This is a genomic window from Desulfosporosinus sp. BICA1-9, from assembly GCF_000802135.1.
On sequence record NZ_JUEE01000116.1, the window covers coordinates 1 to 18,593 of the forward strand.

The following is an 18,593-nucleotide window of genomic DNA, read 5'->3' on the forward strand; positions in this document are numbered from 1 at the left end:
AGCTTTAATTACAGCATACGTAGACGGGCTTCGGATGGTGAAGGCTTGGCTGTGTTTTAATGCGGCCTAGTCTTCAATTTGTCAACTGCGAAAGTTGAGTTAATAAACTAGTTACAGGCTTAATATGTTTTACCCATCTCTTATTACTATAAACCGTCATTGTTTTTAATGCCTGAAAGGAGGAGATCGAAGTGCCTAATAATTTCGTTCTTTAGATCAAAATCCGGAAAACGTATACACCATTCATAAGTCATCCCCCTAATGCTCATGATACAGTGCTTTGAAACTGAATCGATATTAAGGGTAGCCTTAAACTCCCCTTGCTGGACCCCCAACTTGATAATCTGATTATAGATTTGATAGACTTTCCGGTCATAGCTTAGTTGGGTATCTGTATTAATCGTTTTTGTTATCAGAGCTTCATATATGAGTTTTATCAAATCAAATCCGATATTATTTATAATAACATCAGTAATTTTTTCTGTCACAAGAATTAGCATAACAGACGGTTTTGTATCCGAGGGAAGAGACGAAAAATAGTCTTCGTAGCCCAGATCTATGGTATTAATATAATCAATTATTAAGGAATGCTTCGATTCATAGTGAACATAAAATGCTCCTTTGGATACGCCGGCCATTTCTACTATTGAATCTACGCTGGTGCCAAATCCATCTCTCTTAAATAATTCAAGGGCACTCTCATAGATTCTCTTTTTTGTTTCAGCTGCTTTTATAACCCTTGAATTTTCTTTTTTTGCTACCATGGGGTATTACACTCCTTTTATTGACAGAATAATATAAATAACTGTATAATAGACTAAAGTCAGTGACTGTAGTCAATGACTTTAGTCTATTTATTTTTACCATTTTATAGTATAGCACTTAATGGAAAGTATCACAAAGTTTAAGAGGTGTTTATTAAAGTGATAAAGGAAAAGGCTCGGTAATATATTTGAAGCTTCTTTTCTCTATGCTTAAAAACTGAACATTCGCTGGTAATTTAGAGAATATGATTGCTTTCAAAGGGAAGGAGCGAGGTATATGGTTGTCAACGATATCCTTGTAAAGTCAGGACAATCCGAGATGTTTTCCGAAGTATATATTAAATACTATTCCAAGCTTTATAAATACACTCTTTATAGGGTGGGTGACCCTAATGTTGCTGAAGATCTGGTCAGTGAAGTGTTTGAAAAAGTGTTGGTTAAATACGATACATATAACCCGGATAAAGGTATGTTAAGCACTTAGCTGTTTACTATAGCCAGCAATACTGTGATTAATTACCACAAAAGAGAGCGCTGTAAAACTGAACCTATTGACTTTGGAAAAGTGGAATTAAAGTACCATCTCGAAGACCTGATTATCGATCGGGAATTGAAAGAACTGCTCCTCAAGGCAATTATGTGCCTTGAGGAGCGCCAGGAAAATATTATTGCCCTTAAATTTGGGGCCTGTCTGACTAATCGTCAGATTGCCGGGCTAATGCGTTTAACGGAAAGCAATGTCGGAACAATATTATACCGATCGTTAAAGAAATTAAAGGATATTTTGAAAGAACAAGGGGTTGTTTCTTAGACATAATTACGATTCGAGGTGTAGCTAATGAGAGAAAAGAATTCCTTAAAGTTATTTATTTCGGATATAGAGAAAATCATATCTGGAGAAATTACCATTTCATCTGAATACCAGCATTGGGATGAAGAATACAAAGAATTGTTATTCCTTGCTCAGCTGCTGGCCAAAGCTGACTATAACCAAAAAAGCCAAGATCAGATGGAAACGATGCTGAAAAAGGTAATTTATAATATTCACGATGTTGATGAATTAGACGATGATGAATTGGATTTAGTAGCTGCTGGGGTTGATTTGAACATAATAGCTCTTGAAAATAAGAAAAAAGATTGAAAAGTTAAAAAAATGCGTGATACTATTTATTGTTATTTGTATAACTCAATAATTAGAGAGTTATTTAGTTTATTACAAAAAAAATTGAATTAATTACAGAAGAGTTAAAGCCTTACAAACACTAGACAGCGGTGAAACTATCCATGTTGTTGAGTCGTCAAACATGACAACTCAATATTGAGAGAATAATCATGGAAAAAAACATGAAAGGGTGATTTGCGCCAAGAAAGTATACTGAGATCTCACGATGTGAAGTCTGGTGGGTGTAACTGATTTCCAAAAAATCTAAAAAGTGAAGGAGAAATAAAAATGAGTATTGAAAAATTCAACAAAGACCTTCTTGAGAACAAGGAAATGCAAGCAGAAGTAAAAACCATAGGTAATGACCTGCCTAAAATTGTAGCATATGCTAACTCCAAGGGTTATAGTTTTACGGTTGCAGATGTGGACGCCAAAAAGGGTGAATTGTCTGATGAACAGCTAGGTAATGTGGCTGGCGGCACTAATGTACTTCAGGGTGTCTTGGTTTGTTAATAAATACCTAGTGTGGCGAGAAGACGCCGATTACTGTAATATATCTTAATTGTAATAGCCATAATCGTATTATTTATGACAATGGTCCGGGGTTTTATTAGCGCCCTGGGCCATTGTCATAACACACGTCAGTCACAACCTGAATGTAGTATATATAAAGGAGATATTAGCAACTATGGATGAGCTATATTTCTGTGAAGATTTTAACAACCGAATTAGCATTGAGGAAAAAAGGCTGATTCCACATATTAAGCGATTCATGGAGTGCGCTATTGGAGATGCTGAATTTTATGCGGCCGTTCAGGCGAATGCCGCCGGGTGTGGCTCTCTGCTGCAATCAAGGGGGATACTGGGTGTGGATCCGGTGCAGTTGATGGCACTTGTTTCAGAGATCCCTTTGTTGAAGGAAATCCCTGCTGCGGAATTGGAAGACAAGCCACAAGCGTTGTTGTGGCGGCAATATACGGATGCTACTGGCCGATTTCGGGATGCATGGCGGCAACGGGGAGAAAAAACGCCTAGCAATCGTTTTAATGCCTGGCACCAACGTCAGGTTAATCGTTGTCAAAGTCAATTGGGCAAAGAGACAAACAAGGCAATTGTCCATGTGACAATAGTATTCGAATTGAGTAAGGGCTGCTCCATGGGATGTCCTTTCTGCGGTTTTGCAGCTGAACAGCTACAAGAAGTTTTTATGTATACCAAGGAAAATGTCGGGCTCTGGCAAGATATACTGAAAATTGCGGTAGAACGTCTCGGCACCACGGTAGGTAGTGGGGTATGTTATTGGGCCACTGAGCCCAGTGATAATCCTGATTATCTTAAGTTCGTGGTAGAATTTGGTGAAGTGACAGGCATTTACCCTCAGACCACCACTGCAGCCCCTCTGCGCAATCTTGCCTGGACACGAGAATTGTTGCGATTTCGACGGGAACATATCACGGCTGCGGATCGTTTTTCCATTCTTTCGACTAATACCTTGCGCCGTGTGCATGAGACTTTTTCCGCAGAGGACTTAGCTTTGACAACGTTAATCTTGCAGAACTCGGACTCTTTAGTGCGGCTAATGGCCCGATCGGGTCGTAACCGCAAGGACGCTTCCAATAATCCTCCACCGGAGCTCGCTCAGGACCATACCATCGCCTGTCTTACAGGCTACCTGGTAAATATGGTGGAGCGTTCGGTGCAGTTGGTCAGTCCCTGTCCTCCTTCAAATCGCTGGCCATTAGGCTATAGAGTTCACGCCGAAGGCAACTTTTCCAACGCAGCGGGGCTGAACGATTTTATCGATGAAACCATTAAGAAATGCATGCCTGAGCAGGTTGCATCGGACGACATCTTAGCCTTTCGCCGCGACCTGGAGTTCATTCCCCTACCGGAGGAGGGGTTCCATCTTCGTAGTAAATGCCAGTTGCACAAGATGACTGGGTCTCCCCACCTGGCCCAACTCGGCCGGTTAATTACTCAGGGGAATTTGACCGCATGGTCTATAGTGGAGGAACTTATGATTCAGCATGAGGATGTTCTGGCGATAATGTCATCTATTCAGAGGCTATTTGACCAGGGCCTGCTGGAAGATGGTTTGGGTAACGAAGGGTTACGCGGAGGTGAAATGTAATGTCCGATGGGTTCAACAATTCCGCTGACATTCCAGCCGGAGAAGACTTTGGGTTGTCCTTGGTGCCTACGGACGTTTGCCTGGTATGTATGCCCTACTGTGACCCAGAAAAACCTTCACTGGCCCTCGGTTTGCTGCAGGCCGTTCTGATCGAAGGAGGAATTGAGGCCAGGAGCATTTACGCCAACCTCCTCTTCTGCGAAGAGCTCGGGGTTGAATTATATGCACGAAATCACCCTGCGGATCCTCGTATGCCTCTAGCCGAATGGTCATTTGCTGCCACTGCTTTTCCAGAATTTCAGCCGGATGAAAATCACTTTGTCAGTAAAGTCCATGCCATACTCGGCGGGGTACGACAGCAGAGCCTGGGAGAGCTTCGTGATGAGCTGCGTTTCATGCGTCAAAAGGCAGAAAAATTCACCTCCCGCCTGGCCGAACAAATTCTCGAACTTTCTCCTCGTATCGTTGGCTGCACCTCCAGCTTATCCCAGAGAGTGCCTTCCTTAGCCTTGCTTCGGAAGATACGTGAACTTGATCCCGATGTTATCACCCTGATGGGAGGGGCTGACTGTGAAACAATTATGGGACGCGCAACTCACCAGAATTTTCCGTGGGTCGATTTTGTGGTTTCCGGAGAGGGCGATGATCTCATATTGACGCTAGCTAAACGTATATTTGAATTCGGCTGCCAAGTTCCTCTCGAAGCTTTGCCTGAGGGTGTATTGGCTCCCCTGCACCGGCAGTTTGGATACCCAGACGTTAAGCAAAACGGGGATGAGGGTCTCCCGCGGGCCGTGGCTAGTTTCGTTGATCGTCAGACAACCCCCGTTTATCAGGACTACTTTGACACTATCAGATCCCTTCCTACGCTGGGCAAAATTGTCCGCCCCTGCCTGCCAATCCAGGCTTCTCGGGGTTGCTGGCACGGGAAGTGTAAATTTTGTGGACTAAATGCTCCGCAAGTGCCCTACCGGTCGCGCCCGGCTGCGGGTGTTCTGGCCGAGTTGGAAGAGCTCAGCCATCGTTACGAAGTTGAGCATTTCGAGTTTCTTGATAACATCCTGGACATGAGGTGTTTTGAGGATCTGATTCCCGAGCTAATCCGCCGAGGTGCTCCCTACAAGCTGTTCTTTGAAATACGTTCAAATTTGTCCAAAAAACATTTCAAAATGCTGCGTGAAGCTGGTATAGTATGGTGCCAGCCGGGCATAGAAAGCCTTCACAGTGAGCCACTAAAAACGATGAGGAAAGGGGTGACCTCCTGGCAAAACATCCAGACGTTGAAATGGTGCCGCCAGTTTGGCATCCATTCTTTCTGGTCGATTCTTTACGCCTTTCCTGACGAGCAGGATCGCTGGTACCAGGAGATGGCTGAATTAGTGCCGTTTCTGACACATTTATATCCGCCAATGGGGGTGTCCTATATCCAGTACCAGCGAAATAGTCACTACTTTGACCGAGCGGATGATTATTCCTTGAGTTTAACAGCTTTACCTTTAAATGCCCTTATTTATCCATTAAGTCCAGGTCCAATTAACGACCTTTCCTACACATTTGAAGATGAGTTTTACGCCTCGACCCAAAATGACCCGAGAGTGGCTGTTTTATTTGACAGACCCGGGTTACGGAACCTTCAAGCGGCTGTTTTTCAGTGGTCCGTAGCATTCATCAGTCAGAATCGGCCTGTACTAAGCATGAAGGTAGGCGACAAGAAAGTTATTGTACGTGATACCCGTCCGATTGCAGTTGCCCCTTCTTTCCGCCTTGAAGGTGCACAGCGAGAGTTGTATCTAGCCTGCGACCGAGCAGAGGACGAGATACAGGTTGGCGAGATGCTCCGGAGCAAAGGGTTCAGTAGTTTGGATGTCGATGCTGCGATCCAGACTCTTATGGATAGCAAGCTGTTAGTCCGCATTGATCGGCGCTTGTTGGCTTTAGCGGTTGAGGAGCCTTATCACAAATACCTTCCATTGGACCAAAATCCAATCGGTTATATCGGTGGTGAACGTAAGTTAATGCTCGGACAGCCAATTGAATTTATGAAATCTTATATAAAGGATATGGCGAGCAAAGGATTGCTTGACAACCGCTACCTGCCTGCGGGTTGCTGAGCAAGAGCAATAAACTGAAAATGATTCGTATCTCGTGACTTGCCTGCTAGTAGTCTACATGGCCGTGAGGCCCGGAAATCGAACCGAGGAGTTGGAGTAAGTGTGTTGCCAAGAGTTTCTTTCCTCACTAGGGGCTTCTGAAAAAGAAATTACAGAGTTAATCAACTATAATATAAAATTTTTCCGCCGTAATGATTTGGAGAGTGATCTATCATTACCCCTACCCGACGAGCCCTTTGTGAAGGTATGGGAGGGATACGTTATGGAGGCCTTGGAGAAGGGGGTTTTCAACACCCTGTGTGAAAAGCTAGTGCAGCTCTCCTTTCCTGTTCAGGAAGGGATAAGCGGGGAAGATAACTATCGATTGGCTACTCTGAGGGGGCTGCAAGTGTCAGGAATGACTGAGGCCCAGGGCCTGGAATTGGAGCGCCCAGAGGACCTGGAGTTGTATCTGCACCCGACTCCGGCTGGCCGGATCCCAGTGCTGGTTGCTGGGCACAGGCCTGACTTTGTTTCCCTGGTTCAGGCCCTTTCCCGGCGCAATGAGCCGGAAAGAATACCCCCGTCCATGGGGGCGTGCATGGTCAAGGGGTTAAACAATTGGGACAGGATCAGGGCCTACCGCGAAAAGTGGGAGAAGGACAATCCTGGCAAGTGTTCAGGAGACCACTGGCAGGAAGAGTTTAGAAATATTGTCCCGCGCAGGGAGCTGTACCAGGATACCTTTATAATACTGAGCAAGGGCGAGTACAGCGGAGTAACAGCGGAAGAAATGGGGTTGTCCCTCGAGGAGTGGCGGAGCCTGTCCTTGTTAATCCGCCGGGGACACGAGGCTGCCCACTATTTTACTCTGAGGGTTTTCGGATCTGCCCGAAATCACGCCTATGATGAGCTTATTGCCGACTGCATGGGGATTGTGGCGGCTGCTGGAACTTACCAATCGGATTGGTTTCTAAGATTCGTGGGGCTGGAAAATTACCCCTTCTACAGGCAGGGCGGAAGGCTGGAAAATTACCTCGGTAGCCCACCGCTGTCCGCGGGTGCCTTCAAAATACTCCAAACAATTGTCCACAGGGCTTCGGAAAACATGGACAAGATTTGCCGCAGCTTCTATGTTAAGGGTGTTAAGGGGGCGGCGCCTGAGGGGAATGCTGACTTACTTATATACCTGGCCAGTCTAAGCCTGATTGAGTTAGCCTGGAATAAACCTTAAATGAAGCGTCAGAGCTAGGAGGCCATATCGATATTCAATTCTTAAGGAAAAGAGACCCGAATCATTCTGGGAACTGATTAAGGAGCGAGAAGGCAAATGATGATAGAGTTGATGCAAATAGTTGACCATCTTTTATTTGTAGAAGGACTTCAATGCCTTCTTGACACCAACGGGATAGAAGTTGCCGGTGTAGCCCATAACGGCTGGGAAGATTATTAAGCCGCATTAACTTTGAAGCCAGAATCAAAGTTAATACGGCTTATTCTTAATGATGAGAGAAAAGGTAGTGGGGCTATGTTGAAAAAAACTACAATGTGCGAAATCATTATTATTTGTACCGTTAGCTTCCTTTTGTTAACAGGGTGTACGAAATTAGAAGAACCCAATGAGATAGTCATAGGAGTAGCCTGGCCGTTTGAAACTAATAAAAACTTATTCAATGAAGGAATTGATCTTGCCGTTAAGGAGATTAACAGTAGTGGCGGAATTAAAGGAAGAGAACTTAGGCTACTAAAAGAGGATGATGGATCCGAGCTTGTAAAGGGGATGGCTATTGCCGAGTCTTTTGCTGAAAATAACGAGATCCAAGCGGTGATCGGTCACGATAATTCGTTTATATCTATACCGGCCTCGGCGATTTATAATAATGCAGGGCTTGTCATGTTGTCACCTGCATCTACAGCACCGGAACTCACTAAGAATGACTATAAATATATTTTTCGCAATATACCCAGTGATGATGAAATAGCACGACAGCTAACGCTTTATCTTGCAGAACAAGGATACCGGCGGATGGTGATTTATTATTCGGATGATTCTTATGGTAATGGGTTAGCAAATTCCTTCGAGGACCATGCTAATTCACTGGGCATAACAATTGTTGATAGATTTGATTACTATACTAACCTTGAAGATTTAAGGCGCTTACATAACAGATGGCAAGCTTATGGAGTAGATGGGATTTTCATAGCCAAAACTTTGCCTGAAGGAGGCCAGTTTATTTCTGATGCTGGCCAAACAGGTATTAACCTGCCCTTTATTGCAGGAGATGCGTTGGATTCTCCTATACTCTCAGAAATAGGGGGTAAAGCCGCAGAAGGGACAATCATAGGCTCTGTGTTTAATCCTTATATAGATCGTCCAGAAGTGAAGAGATTTGGGACTGACTTTTTGGCAGAGCACCAGAAAGAGCCCAGTTCTGATGCTGCGTTGGGCTATGATGCGGTTAATATGCTGGCTAATGCCATAGAAAAATCTGATTTGCTTAACCGTTCTAGTGTTGCCAAAGAATTAAAGAATTTAGGTAAATGGTCAGGGGTAACCGGTATCCATGAATTTGACGAAAAGGGAGATGACATTGGGGATCTAGTGGTACTAAAAAAACTGCTGAATGGAGAATTTGAATACATTGAGAAGTAGATTTATTATGTGTCTGCAAAATGGAGGTGTGAATCATGAGCCAGAGTATATATCGTGAAGTATCCCTGGAGAGGCTTTCGTCTCCAGAGCAACTCGATGAACTAATAAAGGTAACCTCCCCGAAGGCTTGGTTTGCCCTGATAGCGATTAGCGGTATCCTTATGAGTGCAATTGCTTGGAGTTTTTTAGGTAGTATTCCTACAAAAATAACAGGTCATGGAATTCTGCTTAATAATGGAGGGGTGTATTCTTTACAGCATCATACCTCCGGGCAGGTGATTGATGTTAGGTATAAACTTGGGGATACGGTTAAAAAGGGTGATGTCATAGCACGGATTGAGCTGCCTCAACTTGTTACGGAAATTAATAGCCTCCAAAGAACTCTCTACGAGATGGAAAATAACCAACGAGTGGATTTACCTGAGTATAAAGAAATTGCAACCCGTGTGATTCAGCTTCGAGAAGAATTAGATTACAAGTCTCTAATTGTTTCACAAATTGATGGGCGTATTTTGGAATTAAATATTAATACAGGGAGCGTTATCCAGCCAGGGGAAGCCCTTGTTACCCTGGATCAATCTGGTGGAACGGTTAAGATGGAAGCTGTAATCTATGTTCCCGCTGAGCAGGGAGGAATCGTCTTGCCCGGTATGGAAGCTCAGATATCCCCTACTATCGTGAATAAAGAAGAGTATGGTTTTATGTTAGGAAGAGTTGTTTCCGTCTCGGACTATCCTGCTACGGCCCATAGCATGATGCAGACTCTGGGAAATGAAAATCTGGTATCTCTGCTGGAAGGGCAAGGTGCTCCGCTGATGGTTCGGATTGACTTAATTCCGAACAGTAATACTAAAAGTGGTTATAGGTGGTCATCATCAGAGGGACCTCCGATGTCCATACATAGTGGTACTATTATTCAAAGTGAAGTGATAACGCATAGAGAAAGGCCTATAAACAAGGTAATACCTCTTCTTAGGAGTGTAGTTAATTAACAGTGGGGAGGTGATAAGGTGAAAAAGATCAGTTGTGCTAAGGTTCCCACTGTTTTTCAGATGGAAGCCGTTGAATGTGGGGCCGCATCCTTAGCTATGATTTTAGCCTACTTTGGTAAATACATACCCCTAGAGGAACTAAGGGTAACGTGTGGAGTATCCAGAGATGGTAGTAAAGCTAGTAATATTCTGAAAGCAGCTAGAAAATATGACCTGGAGGCCAAAGGTTTTCGTAAAGAACCTGAGTCTTTAAAAGAAATGCAAATGCCCTTGGTCATTCACTGGAATTTTAATCATTTCCTAGTATTGGAAGGTTTCCATAAGGGGAAAGTCTTTCTAAATGACCCTGGTGCTGGCAGACGGGTCGTCTCTGAAGAGGAGTTCAGTCAGTCCTTCACTGGGGTAGCCTTGACTTTTGTACCAACACCCAAATTCGAAAAAGATGGGGCAAAACCTAGCCTTATCACCAGTTTAAAAAAACGTCTTAAAGGCTCAGAGACTGCTTTAGCCTATATTATTTTTGTTGGATTAGCCTTGGTAATCCCGGGATTAGCTATCCCTGTATTTGCAAGGATTTTTGTAGACGATATTTTGCTAAGTGGGAGAAATTCCTGGCTCACTCCCCTCCTTATAGGTATGGGAATAACGGCTGCCTTAAGGGGAATTTTGACCTGGTTGCAGCATTATTATCTACTGAAACTAGAGTCGAAAATTGCCATAATAACCTCAGGTCAGTTTTTGTGGCATATTTTAAGGTTGCCGGCGGAGTTTTTCTCGCAGCGATTTGCTGGAGATATTACGTCTAGGATGCAGAGCAATGACCGGGTAGCGAAACTATTGTCGGGGAAATTGGCCACTACAGCCTTAAATCTTGTCATGATCATTTTCTATTTTACGTTAATGTTGCAGTATAACGTTATTTTAGCCTTAGTAGGACTAGTTATTGCTCTTATCAATGTTTTATATTTAAAGTTCGCTTCCGCTAATAGAGTAGACCAGAACCAAAAGCTATTAAAGGACCGAGGTAAGCTAGTTGGGACAGGCATGTCTGGTTTGCAAATCATAGAGACTCTAAAAGCAACAGGCTCGGAATCGGACTTCTTTGCCAAGTGGTCCGGATACCAGGCAAAATCATTAAACTCTGAACAGGAACTAGGGGTTTCGTCTCAATTTTTAACAGCCTTTCCCACGTTTCTAACCGGGATAAATAACGCGATTGTACTTGCGCTGGGTGGTTTTTTAATCATGGAAGGGCAAATGACGATCGGTATGTTGGTTGCTTTTCAAAGTCTGATGGTTAGTTTTATGAGTCCTGTGACAGAGATGGTAGGACTAGGGACCGAGCTCCAGGAAGTGGAAGGTGAAATGAATCGTTTAGATGATGTCTTAAAATATCCTATCGATCAAGAAGCTGAAGGTAATTTAGGAGAGACAACTCCTTATAATGGGCAGAAGCTTGAGGGATATATAGAACTCAACCAAATAAGCTTTGGTTACAGTTCCTTGGAGCCTCCGCTAATTGAAGATTTTAGTTTATCGCTCAGGCCAGGATCTCGGGTGGCTCTCGTGGGTGGTTCCGGTAGTGGAAAATCCACAGTAGCCAAAATAATTGCTGGAACTTACCGACCTTGGTCCGGAATAATACTCTTTGATGGACAGCCCCGTACATCATTTCAGAGAGCTACCATTAATAATTCTTTAGCCATGGTTGATCAGGATATTAGTATGTTTCAGGGGTCCGTGCGCGATAATATTACTTTGTGGGATGAGACAATCTCAGAATTCGAAGTGGTCCGTGCAGCTAAAGGCGCCTGCATCCATGATGATATTACTGCTCGAGCTGGGGGGTATGAGCATCCGGTGGAGGAAAGCGGGAAAAACTTTAGCGGTGGGCAAAGGCAAAGGCTAGAGATAGCCCGGGCTTTAGCGCAAAACCCAACGATTATTATTATGGACGAGGCCACCAGTGCCCTTGACCCTGTTACAGAAAAGAATATTGACGAAAATATCCGGCGTCGTGGGTGTACCTGTATTATAGTGGCGCACCGCCTGAGTACGATTCGGGACTGTGACGAAATCATCGTTCTTGAGAAGGGGAAAATTGAGGAGAGAGGTACTCATGAAGAATTAAAGCGACGTGCTGGAGTTTATGCCAAGCTAATCCAAACTGGTTAATGAACGAATTAAAGCAGGTGAGTAAATGAAGGTTATAGATTTTTTTAACCAAGAGGGTACTCAAGTGCCTATTGAAGGCAACAAACCTCAGATTTTAGATGATGCCAGCTATGTATGGATTGTAGGGCAAGGGAAGATTGCCGTTTTCTTAACGACCCTAACAGACGATAACAGGACAGGGGTCAAAAACTTCTTGTTTGAAGCAAAACAAGGAGAGTTGCTTTTTGGTATTGCCCCTGAGGGTTTCCCCGTTAAAAAAGGATTATTGGCCTCTGGTTTAATCGGTTCCTGCCTGATACGCCTTAAAGTAGAGCAGCTAAGAACGTTATTAGAGGGAGAAACATCTGAAGAAGTTACAATGCTGGTAAAGTACTGGTTCAAAGCTTTAGCTAAAGTTAGTAATTGGGATGATAATTCACGAGTAGAAATTGCGTCTGCGGAAGAAAAACTATTGTTTGATGATGACTATTCAACCGACCCTTTGGTTATGGTAAATTATCATAGTCAGGTTCTTCAGTTGACGACTAATCTATGGGAAAATCAAAATCAGGCGGAGAAAACTCGTCTGCAAGAAAAGGCGAGACATGATCAACGTCTGATGGTAAGCTCCATCTCTAGACTAGCATCAATTAACCAAAAAGGTAAAACAATCAGTTTGGAGGATGCAAGTGGAGATTTTCTACTAAATGCTTGTCGTTTGGTAGGTCAGAGCATAAGAGTGGAGATCGTTTCACCCCCAATAAGTAATCCGGGGAGTCAAAGTAATACTCCTTTAGAGGATATTATCCGAGCCTCTCGCATCCGGACAAGAGAAGTGGCTTTGAAAGGGGACTGGTATAAACAAGACGGTGGCCCCATCTTAGGGTATATGGAAGAAGATGACAGACCGATTGCTTTAATCCCCGCATCCCCTTCGAAGTATATATTACATGACGTTGCTTTAGGGATAAAGAAGGTTGTAGACAAAGAAACGGCTGCAAAGATCAAATTTTTTGGATTTGTCTTGTATCGACCGTTTGACCCTAAGGAAATCACTCTTCGGGGGCTTTTATCCTTTGGCTACGAAAGCACTTGGAAACATGATTTAGTAATGATAGCCTTGATGGGCATCCTGGGAGGTATGCTCGGTACTGCTATTCCCCTGGCAACAGGTATGGTCTTTAACAGTATCATCCCTGAAGGGGAAAGAGGTCAGTTATTGCAAATCGCCTTTTTTCTAGGGGCAAGTGCCCTGGCTACGATGCTCTTCCAGTTTACTCGTTTTCTTGCCACGTTACGCATGGAAGGTAAAATGGAGGGCGCGATACAAGCTGCTGTTTGGGATCGATTACTGAGTCTACCTGTTCCTTTTTTTAAGCAGTTTTCTGCAGGAGAACTTACTATGCGGGCTATGGGTATAAGCCAGATACGGATGATTCTCTCGGGAGTGACTTTAAATACAATTCTATCCAGTATTTTTTCTATCTTTACCTTTGCGTTGCTTTTTTACTATGATATCAAACTAGCTGGGATTGCTGCAGTATTAGTCGCCTTAGCAATCCTTGTTATGGGTTCTTTAGGGTATTGGCAGGTACGCTACGAGCGTAAAGTATTAGAAATCTCCAATAACATATCCGGCATGATGTTGCAGCTTATTGGAGGAATCACTAAATTTCGCGTGGCTGGAGCAGAAAGCAGAGCCTTTCATCGATGGTCAAAGGAGTTTGGTGAACAACGGAAATTTGCCTTTAAAAGAGAGACATTGGGTAACTGGCTAGCCACTTTTAACTCTTTTTTCCCCATTCTATCAAGTATGGCTATTTTTTATACTCTGACTTTATCAACCAATACGTTGTCACCAGGTCAGTTTATTGCTTTTAATTCAGCCTTTATCTCATTTATGTTTTCTACGGTCTCTTTGTCGGAGTCCTTAATCAGCGCAAATATTGTTATCCCCTTATATCAGCGGGCTAAGCCTATACTGGAAACGTTACCTGAATATGACGATACAAATATAAACCCGAAGCCCCTTACAGGCTCAATTGAAGTTAGGCATGTGTCTTTTCGCTATAAAGAAGACGCCCCCTTAGCCTTACAAGATGTCTCCTTTCAAATTGATGAGGGGGATTATGTAGCCTTGGTGGGTACTTCAGGTTGTGGTAAGTCAACCTTGTTTAGAGTCTTGCTAGGCTTTGAAAAACCAGAGACAGGGAAAGTTTATTATAATGGGCAAGACCTGTCTAAAATAGATATCAGAGCTGTACGCAAGCAACTTGGTGTGGTATTGCAAAATGGCCAACTCATGACCGGTGATATCTTCAGCAATATTGTAGGCGCTAACCCTTACCTGACTAGAGATGATGCTTGGGAAGCAGCCAGAATGGCTGGCATTGAGGAAGATATTAAGCAAATGCCTATGGGTATGCACACCGTGATCAGCGAGGGTGCAGGGACAATCTCCGGAGGACAAAAGCAACGCTTGATGATCGCGAGAGCTATCATTAAGAAACCAAAACTAATTTTCTTCGATGAAGCCACTAGCGCTTTAGACAACCGTACCCAAGCCATAGTCAGTAATAGCCTTGACCAACTCCAGGCTACACGAGTTGTTATTGCGCATCGTCTGAGTACAATCATTCACTGTAATAAGATTATCGTGATGGATCAAGGGAAGATCGTAGAGAGTGGAACTTACCAAGAGCTTATAGAGAATAAAGGGATTTTTGCTGACCTGGCCAAGAGACAGCTAGCTTAGAGTCTCTGATTTAAGGCGGATGTATAAGGCAGGTGTAACCAAACTGTCCGATGTCTAACTTGAGGAAGTTGCAGGTGCTCACAGCTTTGAGGCTATTTATAATATAAGGTAGGGGTAGGTGCGAGAAGATGAAAAAGCGCATTGCATTGATTTTAATCACGTTGCTAATAATTTTTGCATTACCTGGCTGTGCTGAGCAAGAAAAGGCTAGCCTTGCAGATCAGTCAGAATTTAAATATCACATGTACATTGGCTTAAATGACAAGGATACCTATAAGCAGATAATCAGCGATGACGAGGCGCAAAAAATTGTGTCGGAAATCTGCCTGAAATACGTGGATGGGTATACAGTGACCAAGAGGCAGGGGGTATATAAAGATGAAAAGGGTATCGTGACCCAGGAGAATAGCCTTGTCTACGAGTTTTATTCAGCTACGGATGACAAGATAAAGAGCGTTATGGATGAAGCATTAGTAAAGCTTAATCAAAATTCAATCTTAGTCGAAAAGGCCAAAGTCGATTTCAAGTTTTACGAGGGGGCTACTGAAGAATGACCAAAGGCGGAATCCAATATTAATGTTTTCAATCACTCTTTGTTGGGCCTCGTTTTATATATCATCAAGAATATTCCAGAATCAAAGGGCTCTCCCATGGTAGAATAAAAATCTACTAAGGGAGGGTTTTTCATGGGCAAAAAGGGTGCACAAGAAAAAATATATTCTTCAAGAAATACTAGAAGGCATTCGGCTTCACTTATGAATCAATTACGGAGCGGCTTGATATGAGGTAATGAAGTTACATCACCTAGAGCCTGGTTAGCCCAGATTGCGATTGGCTATTTTTAAGGCTAAAGTTGAACTCTCGCCATGAATGCAGTATTATTTAGAGCAAGGGTAAAATTGGCAGAAGCAGGATCATTTAGAGAGAAAGGTTGATAAACGGATGGAATACAAATCCTCCTCGAATTTTCTTAAAAATATTATTAACGAGGACTTAAAATCAGGTAAGGCAGATCATATTATCACGCGGTTTCCTCCGGAGCCCAACGGCTATTTACATATTGGTCATGCTAAATCTATTATTCTAAACTTTGAATTGGCGGATGAATTCAAGGGTAAGACCCATCTGCGCTTTGATGACACGAATCCAGCCAAAGAGGACACCGAATATGTGGAATCCATCAAGGAAGATGTATTGTGGCTAGGATATGAATGGGACGACTTGTTTTTTGCCTCAGATTACTTTGAGGAAATGTATAATCGAGCAGTATTACTGATTAAGAAAGGTAAAGCCTACGCTTGTGATTCTACAGCCGAGGAAATTCGAAAAATGCGCGGATCACTAACAGAGGTGGGACAAAGTAGCCCTTACCGTGATCGGTCAGTTGAAGAAAACCTGTCGTTATTTGAGCGCATGCGTCAAGGGGAATTCAAAGACGGGCAAAAGGTCTTGCGCGCTAAAATAGATATGGCTTCACCAAACATCAATATGCGGGACCCTGTCCTTTACAGGATTGCCCATGCAACCCACCATAATACAGGTGACAAGTGGTGTATCTACCCCATGTATGATTTTGCTCATCCGCTGGAAGATGCTATAGAAGGGGTTACTCACTCGATTTGTACTTTAGAATTTGAGGATCATCGTCCTTTATATGATTGGGTCATTCGGGAATGTGAAATGGAGAATGTTCCTCACCAATATGAGTTTGCTCGTTTAAATATCACGAATACGGTCATGAGTAAGCGGAAGCTTAAGCAACTAGTTGATGAGCATGTTGTGGATGGATGGGATGATCCGCGGATGCCTACTATCTCGGGGCTTCGGCGCCGAGGGTATACGGCAGAGTCAATGCGCAACTTCGCACGGGAAATCGGGGTAGCCAGAGCCGATAGCGTTGTGGACAGCAAAATGCTTGAGCATTTTATCCGGGAAGACTTAAAGCTTAAGGCACCAAGAACGATGGCCGTGCTTGAGCCACTTAAGGTGGTTATCACGAATTATCCAGAGGGTCAGGTAGAGATGTTAGAAGCCGAAGTCAACCCAGAAAACCCGGAGATGGGTACCCGACAAATTCCTTTTTCTCGAGAAGTTTATATTGAGCAAGAGGACTTTACAGAGAATCCCCCTGCCAAGTATCATAGACTGTTCCCGGGAAATGAAGTTCGCCTGAAAAACGCCTATTTCATCAAATGTAATGCTGTAGTAAAAAATGAGGTTGGGAAGGTCATTGAACTGCACTGTACCTATGATCCTGAAACTAAGAGCGGGTCAGGTTTCACTGGAAGAAAAGTCAAAGGGACGATTCACTGGGTGGAAGCCTCTCAAGCAGTCCCTGCAGAATTCCGATTATACGAACCTTTGATTTTGGATCAAGACGAGCAGGATGAGACCTCGTTTATGGATCACATTAATCCCAATTCTTTAGAGATCGTTCATGGATTTGTCGAACCGAATATCAAAGGCTCAAAGCCCCAGGACAAATTTCAATTCTTCAGACATGGTTACTTTAACGTCGATCCTTTTAATTCAACTCAAGAGCAGTTGGTTTTTAATCGGATTGTGTCTTTGAAGAGTTCCTTTGAATTACATAAATAAAATGCTTTACAAAAATACCCTAGCCTCATATTAAAGCTAGGGTATTTTATTTTTTTATCTAGTTTTCAAGACTATCAATTCTATAAGTGGGGGTGGTTTTTTATGTTCAGTTTAGTTTGAGCAAGTGCACTTCCTAAGAATGCAAGTCAAGAACCGTCCCCAACTTGCACTAAATTATTCTTTAAATGAACTAAAAAATCCTGAACATTGGTTACTAACGTTGTCACTTCTAATGACCCCCGGTCCCTAAGTTTATTTACAGCAAATTCCGCGATGTCGACACAGTAAATATAAACGGGTCGGATTTCACCATTTTGTCGTGTGTATGCCGGGGTCATATTCCCGGCGGCAATGGTATGAAGCTGTGTGGCTAGACAGATGAGGGTCGTGGCTTTTCGGGTGTGCTTACGCATTTCATCTTGAGCTTGATAGACATCGGCGATGACAGATGGGAGGGGGCCATCGTCGCGAATCGAGCCCGCCAGGACCAAGGGTACATTATTTTTGATGGCAGAAAAAACAACCCCCTCCTGAATGGTTTCCTTTTCTAGGAGCATCTTAAGGGAACCTGTGTCTCGGGCCTTATTAAGGAGGTCTAAGTGGTGATAATGAGCATTTGGTGGAGATTGTTGGTTATAGGTATTCTGCCCCAAAGCGGTTCCAAATAAAGCGGCTTCGAGGTCATGGGTAGCCATAGCATTGCCTGCCAGGATGGCATGGGCATAACCATTGGAAATTAAGGTGGAGAGGGCTTGTCTAGAATCGTAGTCAAAGACAACGGCTGGGCCTAGTACCCAAACGATATAGCCGTTATCCCTTTCATAGTTTAGCAGTTCGTAGAGATCGTTGTAGTCTTTAGAAAAAGCTGTCTCTCGAGAACGACCGGAACGAAAAGCAAATAAATCTGAATTGGTATCGTTAGAACTAAAGCCTTTGGCATATACATAGATTCCTTCACTGCCGTCTTCCGTACGACCAATTATTGCTTTGTCTCCAACTTGTAAATTTCTGAATTCTACAACCTCAATGGTTCCGACCGTTCTTAGGACTGGTACACCATCCATTCGGCTTTCACTAGCTAAGATCCACTCCCCATTAATTTTGAAATACTCCGGATATATTGAGAGGGCATGATAGTGCTCTGGTGCCACCCCATCGATTTCTACTCCAACAATGCGAGCATCTGGTGCGGATAGAAAAGGTTCTTGGTCAAAATCAGGGTGCTTATAGTTTGGCATTTGGAAGTTCATCCGTCATCCTCCTTAAAGAGTTTCGCTTATTGTACCCAAATCTC

Annotated in this window: 16 protein-coding genes; 14 read left to right on the forward strand and 2 right to left on the reverse strand. The window is 43.4% G+C overall.

Features of this window, described 5'->3' with window-relative positions; all coding sequences use genetic code 11:
• Positions 1-146: 146 nt before the first annotated feature.
• Positions 147-764 carry a TetR/AcrR family transcriptional regulator gene (locus JL57_RS14305; protein ID WP_034142711.1) on the reverse strand — a complete coding sequence of 206 codons (618 nt, stop codon included), beginning with the start codon at positions 762-764 and terminating at the stop codon, positions 147-149.
• 277 nt (positions 765-1,041) lie between these two features.
• Here JL57_RS14305 and JL57_RS34465 point away from each other — a divergent pair, with 277 nt between their 5' ends.
• The 14 genes from JL57_RS34465 to JL57_RS14365 all read left to right on the forward strand — a co-directional run bounded on the left by JL57_RS34465 (position 1,042) and on the right by JL57_RS14365 (position 17,299).
• Positions 1,042-1,248 (forward strand): RNA polymerase sigma factor, encoded by a 207-nt coding sequence (locus JL57_RS34465; RefSeq protein WP_291300101.1) that lies wholly within the window; start codon positions 1,042-1,044, stop codon positions 1,246-1,248.
• A gap of 9 nt (positions 1,249-1,257) precedes the next feature.
• The gene (locus tag JL57_RS34470; RefSeq protein WP_291300108.1) at positions 1,258-1,575 is read left to right on the forward strand and encodes an RNA polymerase sigma factor; all 318 of its coding nucleotides are present in this window, start codon (positions 1,258-1,260) and stop codon (positions 1,573-1,575) included.
• Between the two features lie 27 nt (positions 1,576-1,602).
• Positions 1,603-1,905, forward strand: a complete 303-nt coding sequence (locus JL57_RS14315) for a hypothetical protein (RefSeq protein WP_034142712.1) — start codon at positions 1,603-1,605, stop codon at positions 1,903-1,905.
• 309 nt (positions 1,906-2,214) lie between these two features.
• A complete protein-coding gene (locus tag JL57_RS14320) occupies positions 2,215-2,439 on the forward strand; it encodes a Nif11-like leader peptide family RiPP precursor (protein WP_034142713.1) in 225 nt (74 codons plus the stop codon).
• A gap of 175 nt (positions 2,440-2,614) precedes the next feature.
• Positions 2,615-4,057: a radical SAM family RiPP maturation amino acid epimerase gene (locus JL57_RS14325; protein WP_291300102.1), complete on the forward strand. Its 1,443-nt coding sequence runs from the start codon at positions 2,615-2,617 to the stop codon at positions 4,055-4,057.
• Positions 4,057-6,168, forward strand: coding sequence for a RiPP maturation radical SAM C-methyltransferase (locus tag JL57_RS14330; RefSeq protein ID WP_291300103.1), 2,112 nt, complete (start codon positions 4,057-4,059; stop codon positions 6,166-6,168). Before JL57_RS14325 ends, JL57_RS14330 begins: the two co-directional genes overlap by 1 nt.
• 100 nt (positions 6,169-6,268) lie before the next feature.
• On the forward strand, positions 6,269-7,381 hold the full coding sequence (locus JL57_RS14335) for a DUF7005 family protein (RefSeq protein WP_034142714.1): 1,113 nt from the start codon (positions 6,269-6,271) through the stop codon (positions 7,379-7,381).
• 96 nt (positions 7,382-7,477) lie between these two features.
• Positions 7,478-7,600, forward strand: coding sequence for a hypothetical protein (locus JL57_RS34475; RefSeq protein WP_291300104.1), 123 nt, complete (start codon positions 7,478-7,480; stop codon positions 7,598-7,600).
• Positions 7,601-7,675: 75 nt separating this feature from the next.
• Positions 7,676-8,800 (forward strand): ABC transporter substrate-binding protein, encoded by a 1,125-nt coding sequence (locus JL57_RS14340; RefSeq protein WP_034142715.1) that lies wholly within the window; start codon positions 7,676-7,678, stop codon positions 8,798-8,800.
• A gap of 35 nt (positions 8,801-8,835) precedes the next feature.
• On the forward strand, positions 8,836-9,792 hold the full coding sequence (locus JL57_RS14345; protein ID WP_034142716.1) for an NHLP bacteriocin system secretion protein: 957 nt from the start codon (positions 8,836-8,838) through the stop codon (positions 9,790-9,792).
• Positions 9,793-9,810: 18 nt separating this feature from the next.
• Positions 9,811-11,967 carry an NHLP family bacteriocin export ABC transporter peptidase/permease/ATPase subunit gene (locus tag JL57_RS14350; RefSeq protein ID WP_034142717.1) on the forward strand — a complete coding sequence of 719 codons (2,157 nt, stop codon included), beginning with the start codon at positions 9,811-9,813 and terminating at the stop codon, positions 11,965-11,967.
• 25 nt (positions 11,968-11,992) lie between these two features.
• On the forward strand, positions 11,993-14,701 hold the full coding sequence (locus JL57_RS14355; RefSeq protein WP_034142718.1) for an NHLP bacteriocin export ABC transporter permease/ATPase subunit: 2,709 nt from the start codon (positions 11,993-11,995) through the stop codon (positions 14,699-14,701).
• A gap of 128 nt (positions 14,702-14,829) precedes the next feature.
• Positions 14,830-15,255, forward strand: a complete 426-nt coding sequence (locus JL57_RS14360; protein ID WP_034142719.1) for a DUF3574 domain-containing protein — start codon at positions 14,830-14,832, stop codon at positions 15,253-15,255.
• A 388-nt stretch (positions 15,256-15,643) separates the two neighbouring features.
• Positions 15,644-17,299, forward strand: coding sequence for a glutamine--tRNA ligase/YqeY domain fusion protein (locus JL57_RS14365; protein WP_034142720.1), 1,656 nt, complete (start codon positions 15,644-15,646; stop codon positions 17,297-17,299).
• Positions 17,300-17,445: 146 nt separating this feature from the next.
• Here the strand turns inward: JL57_RS14365 and JL57_RS14370 are convergent, their stop codons facing one another.
• A complete protein-coding gene (locus JL57_RS14370) occupies positions 17,446-18,549 on the reverse strand; it encodes a hypothetical protein (RefSeq protein ID WP_034142721.1) in 1,104 nt (367 codons plus the stop codon).
• Between the last annotated feature and the right edge of the window lie 44 nt (positions 18,550-18,593).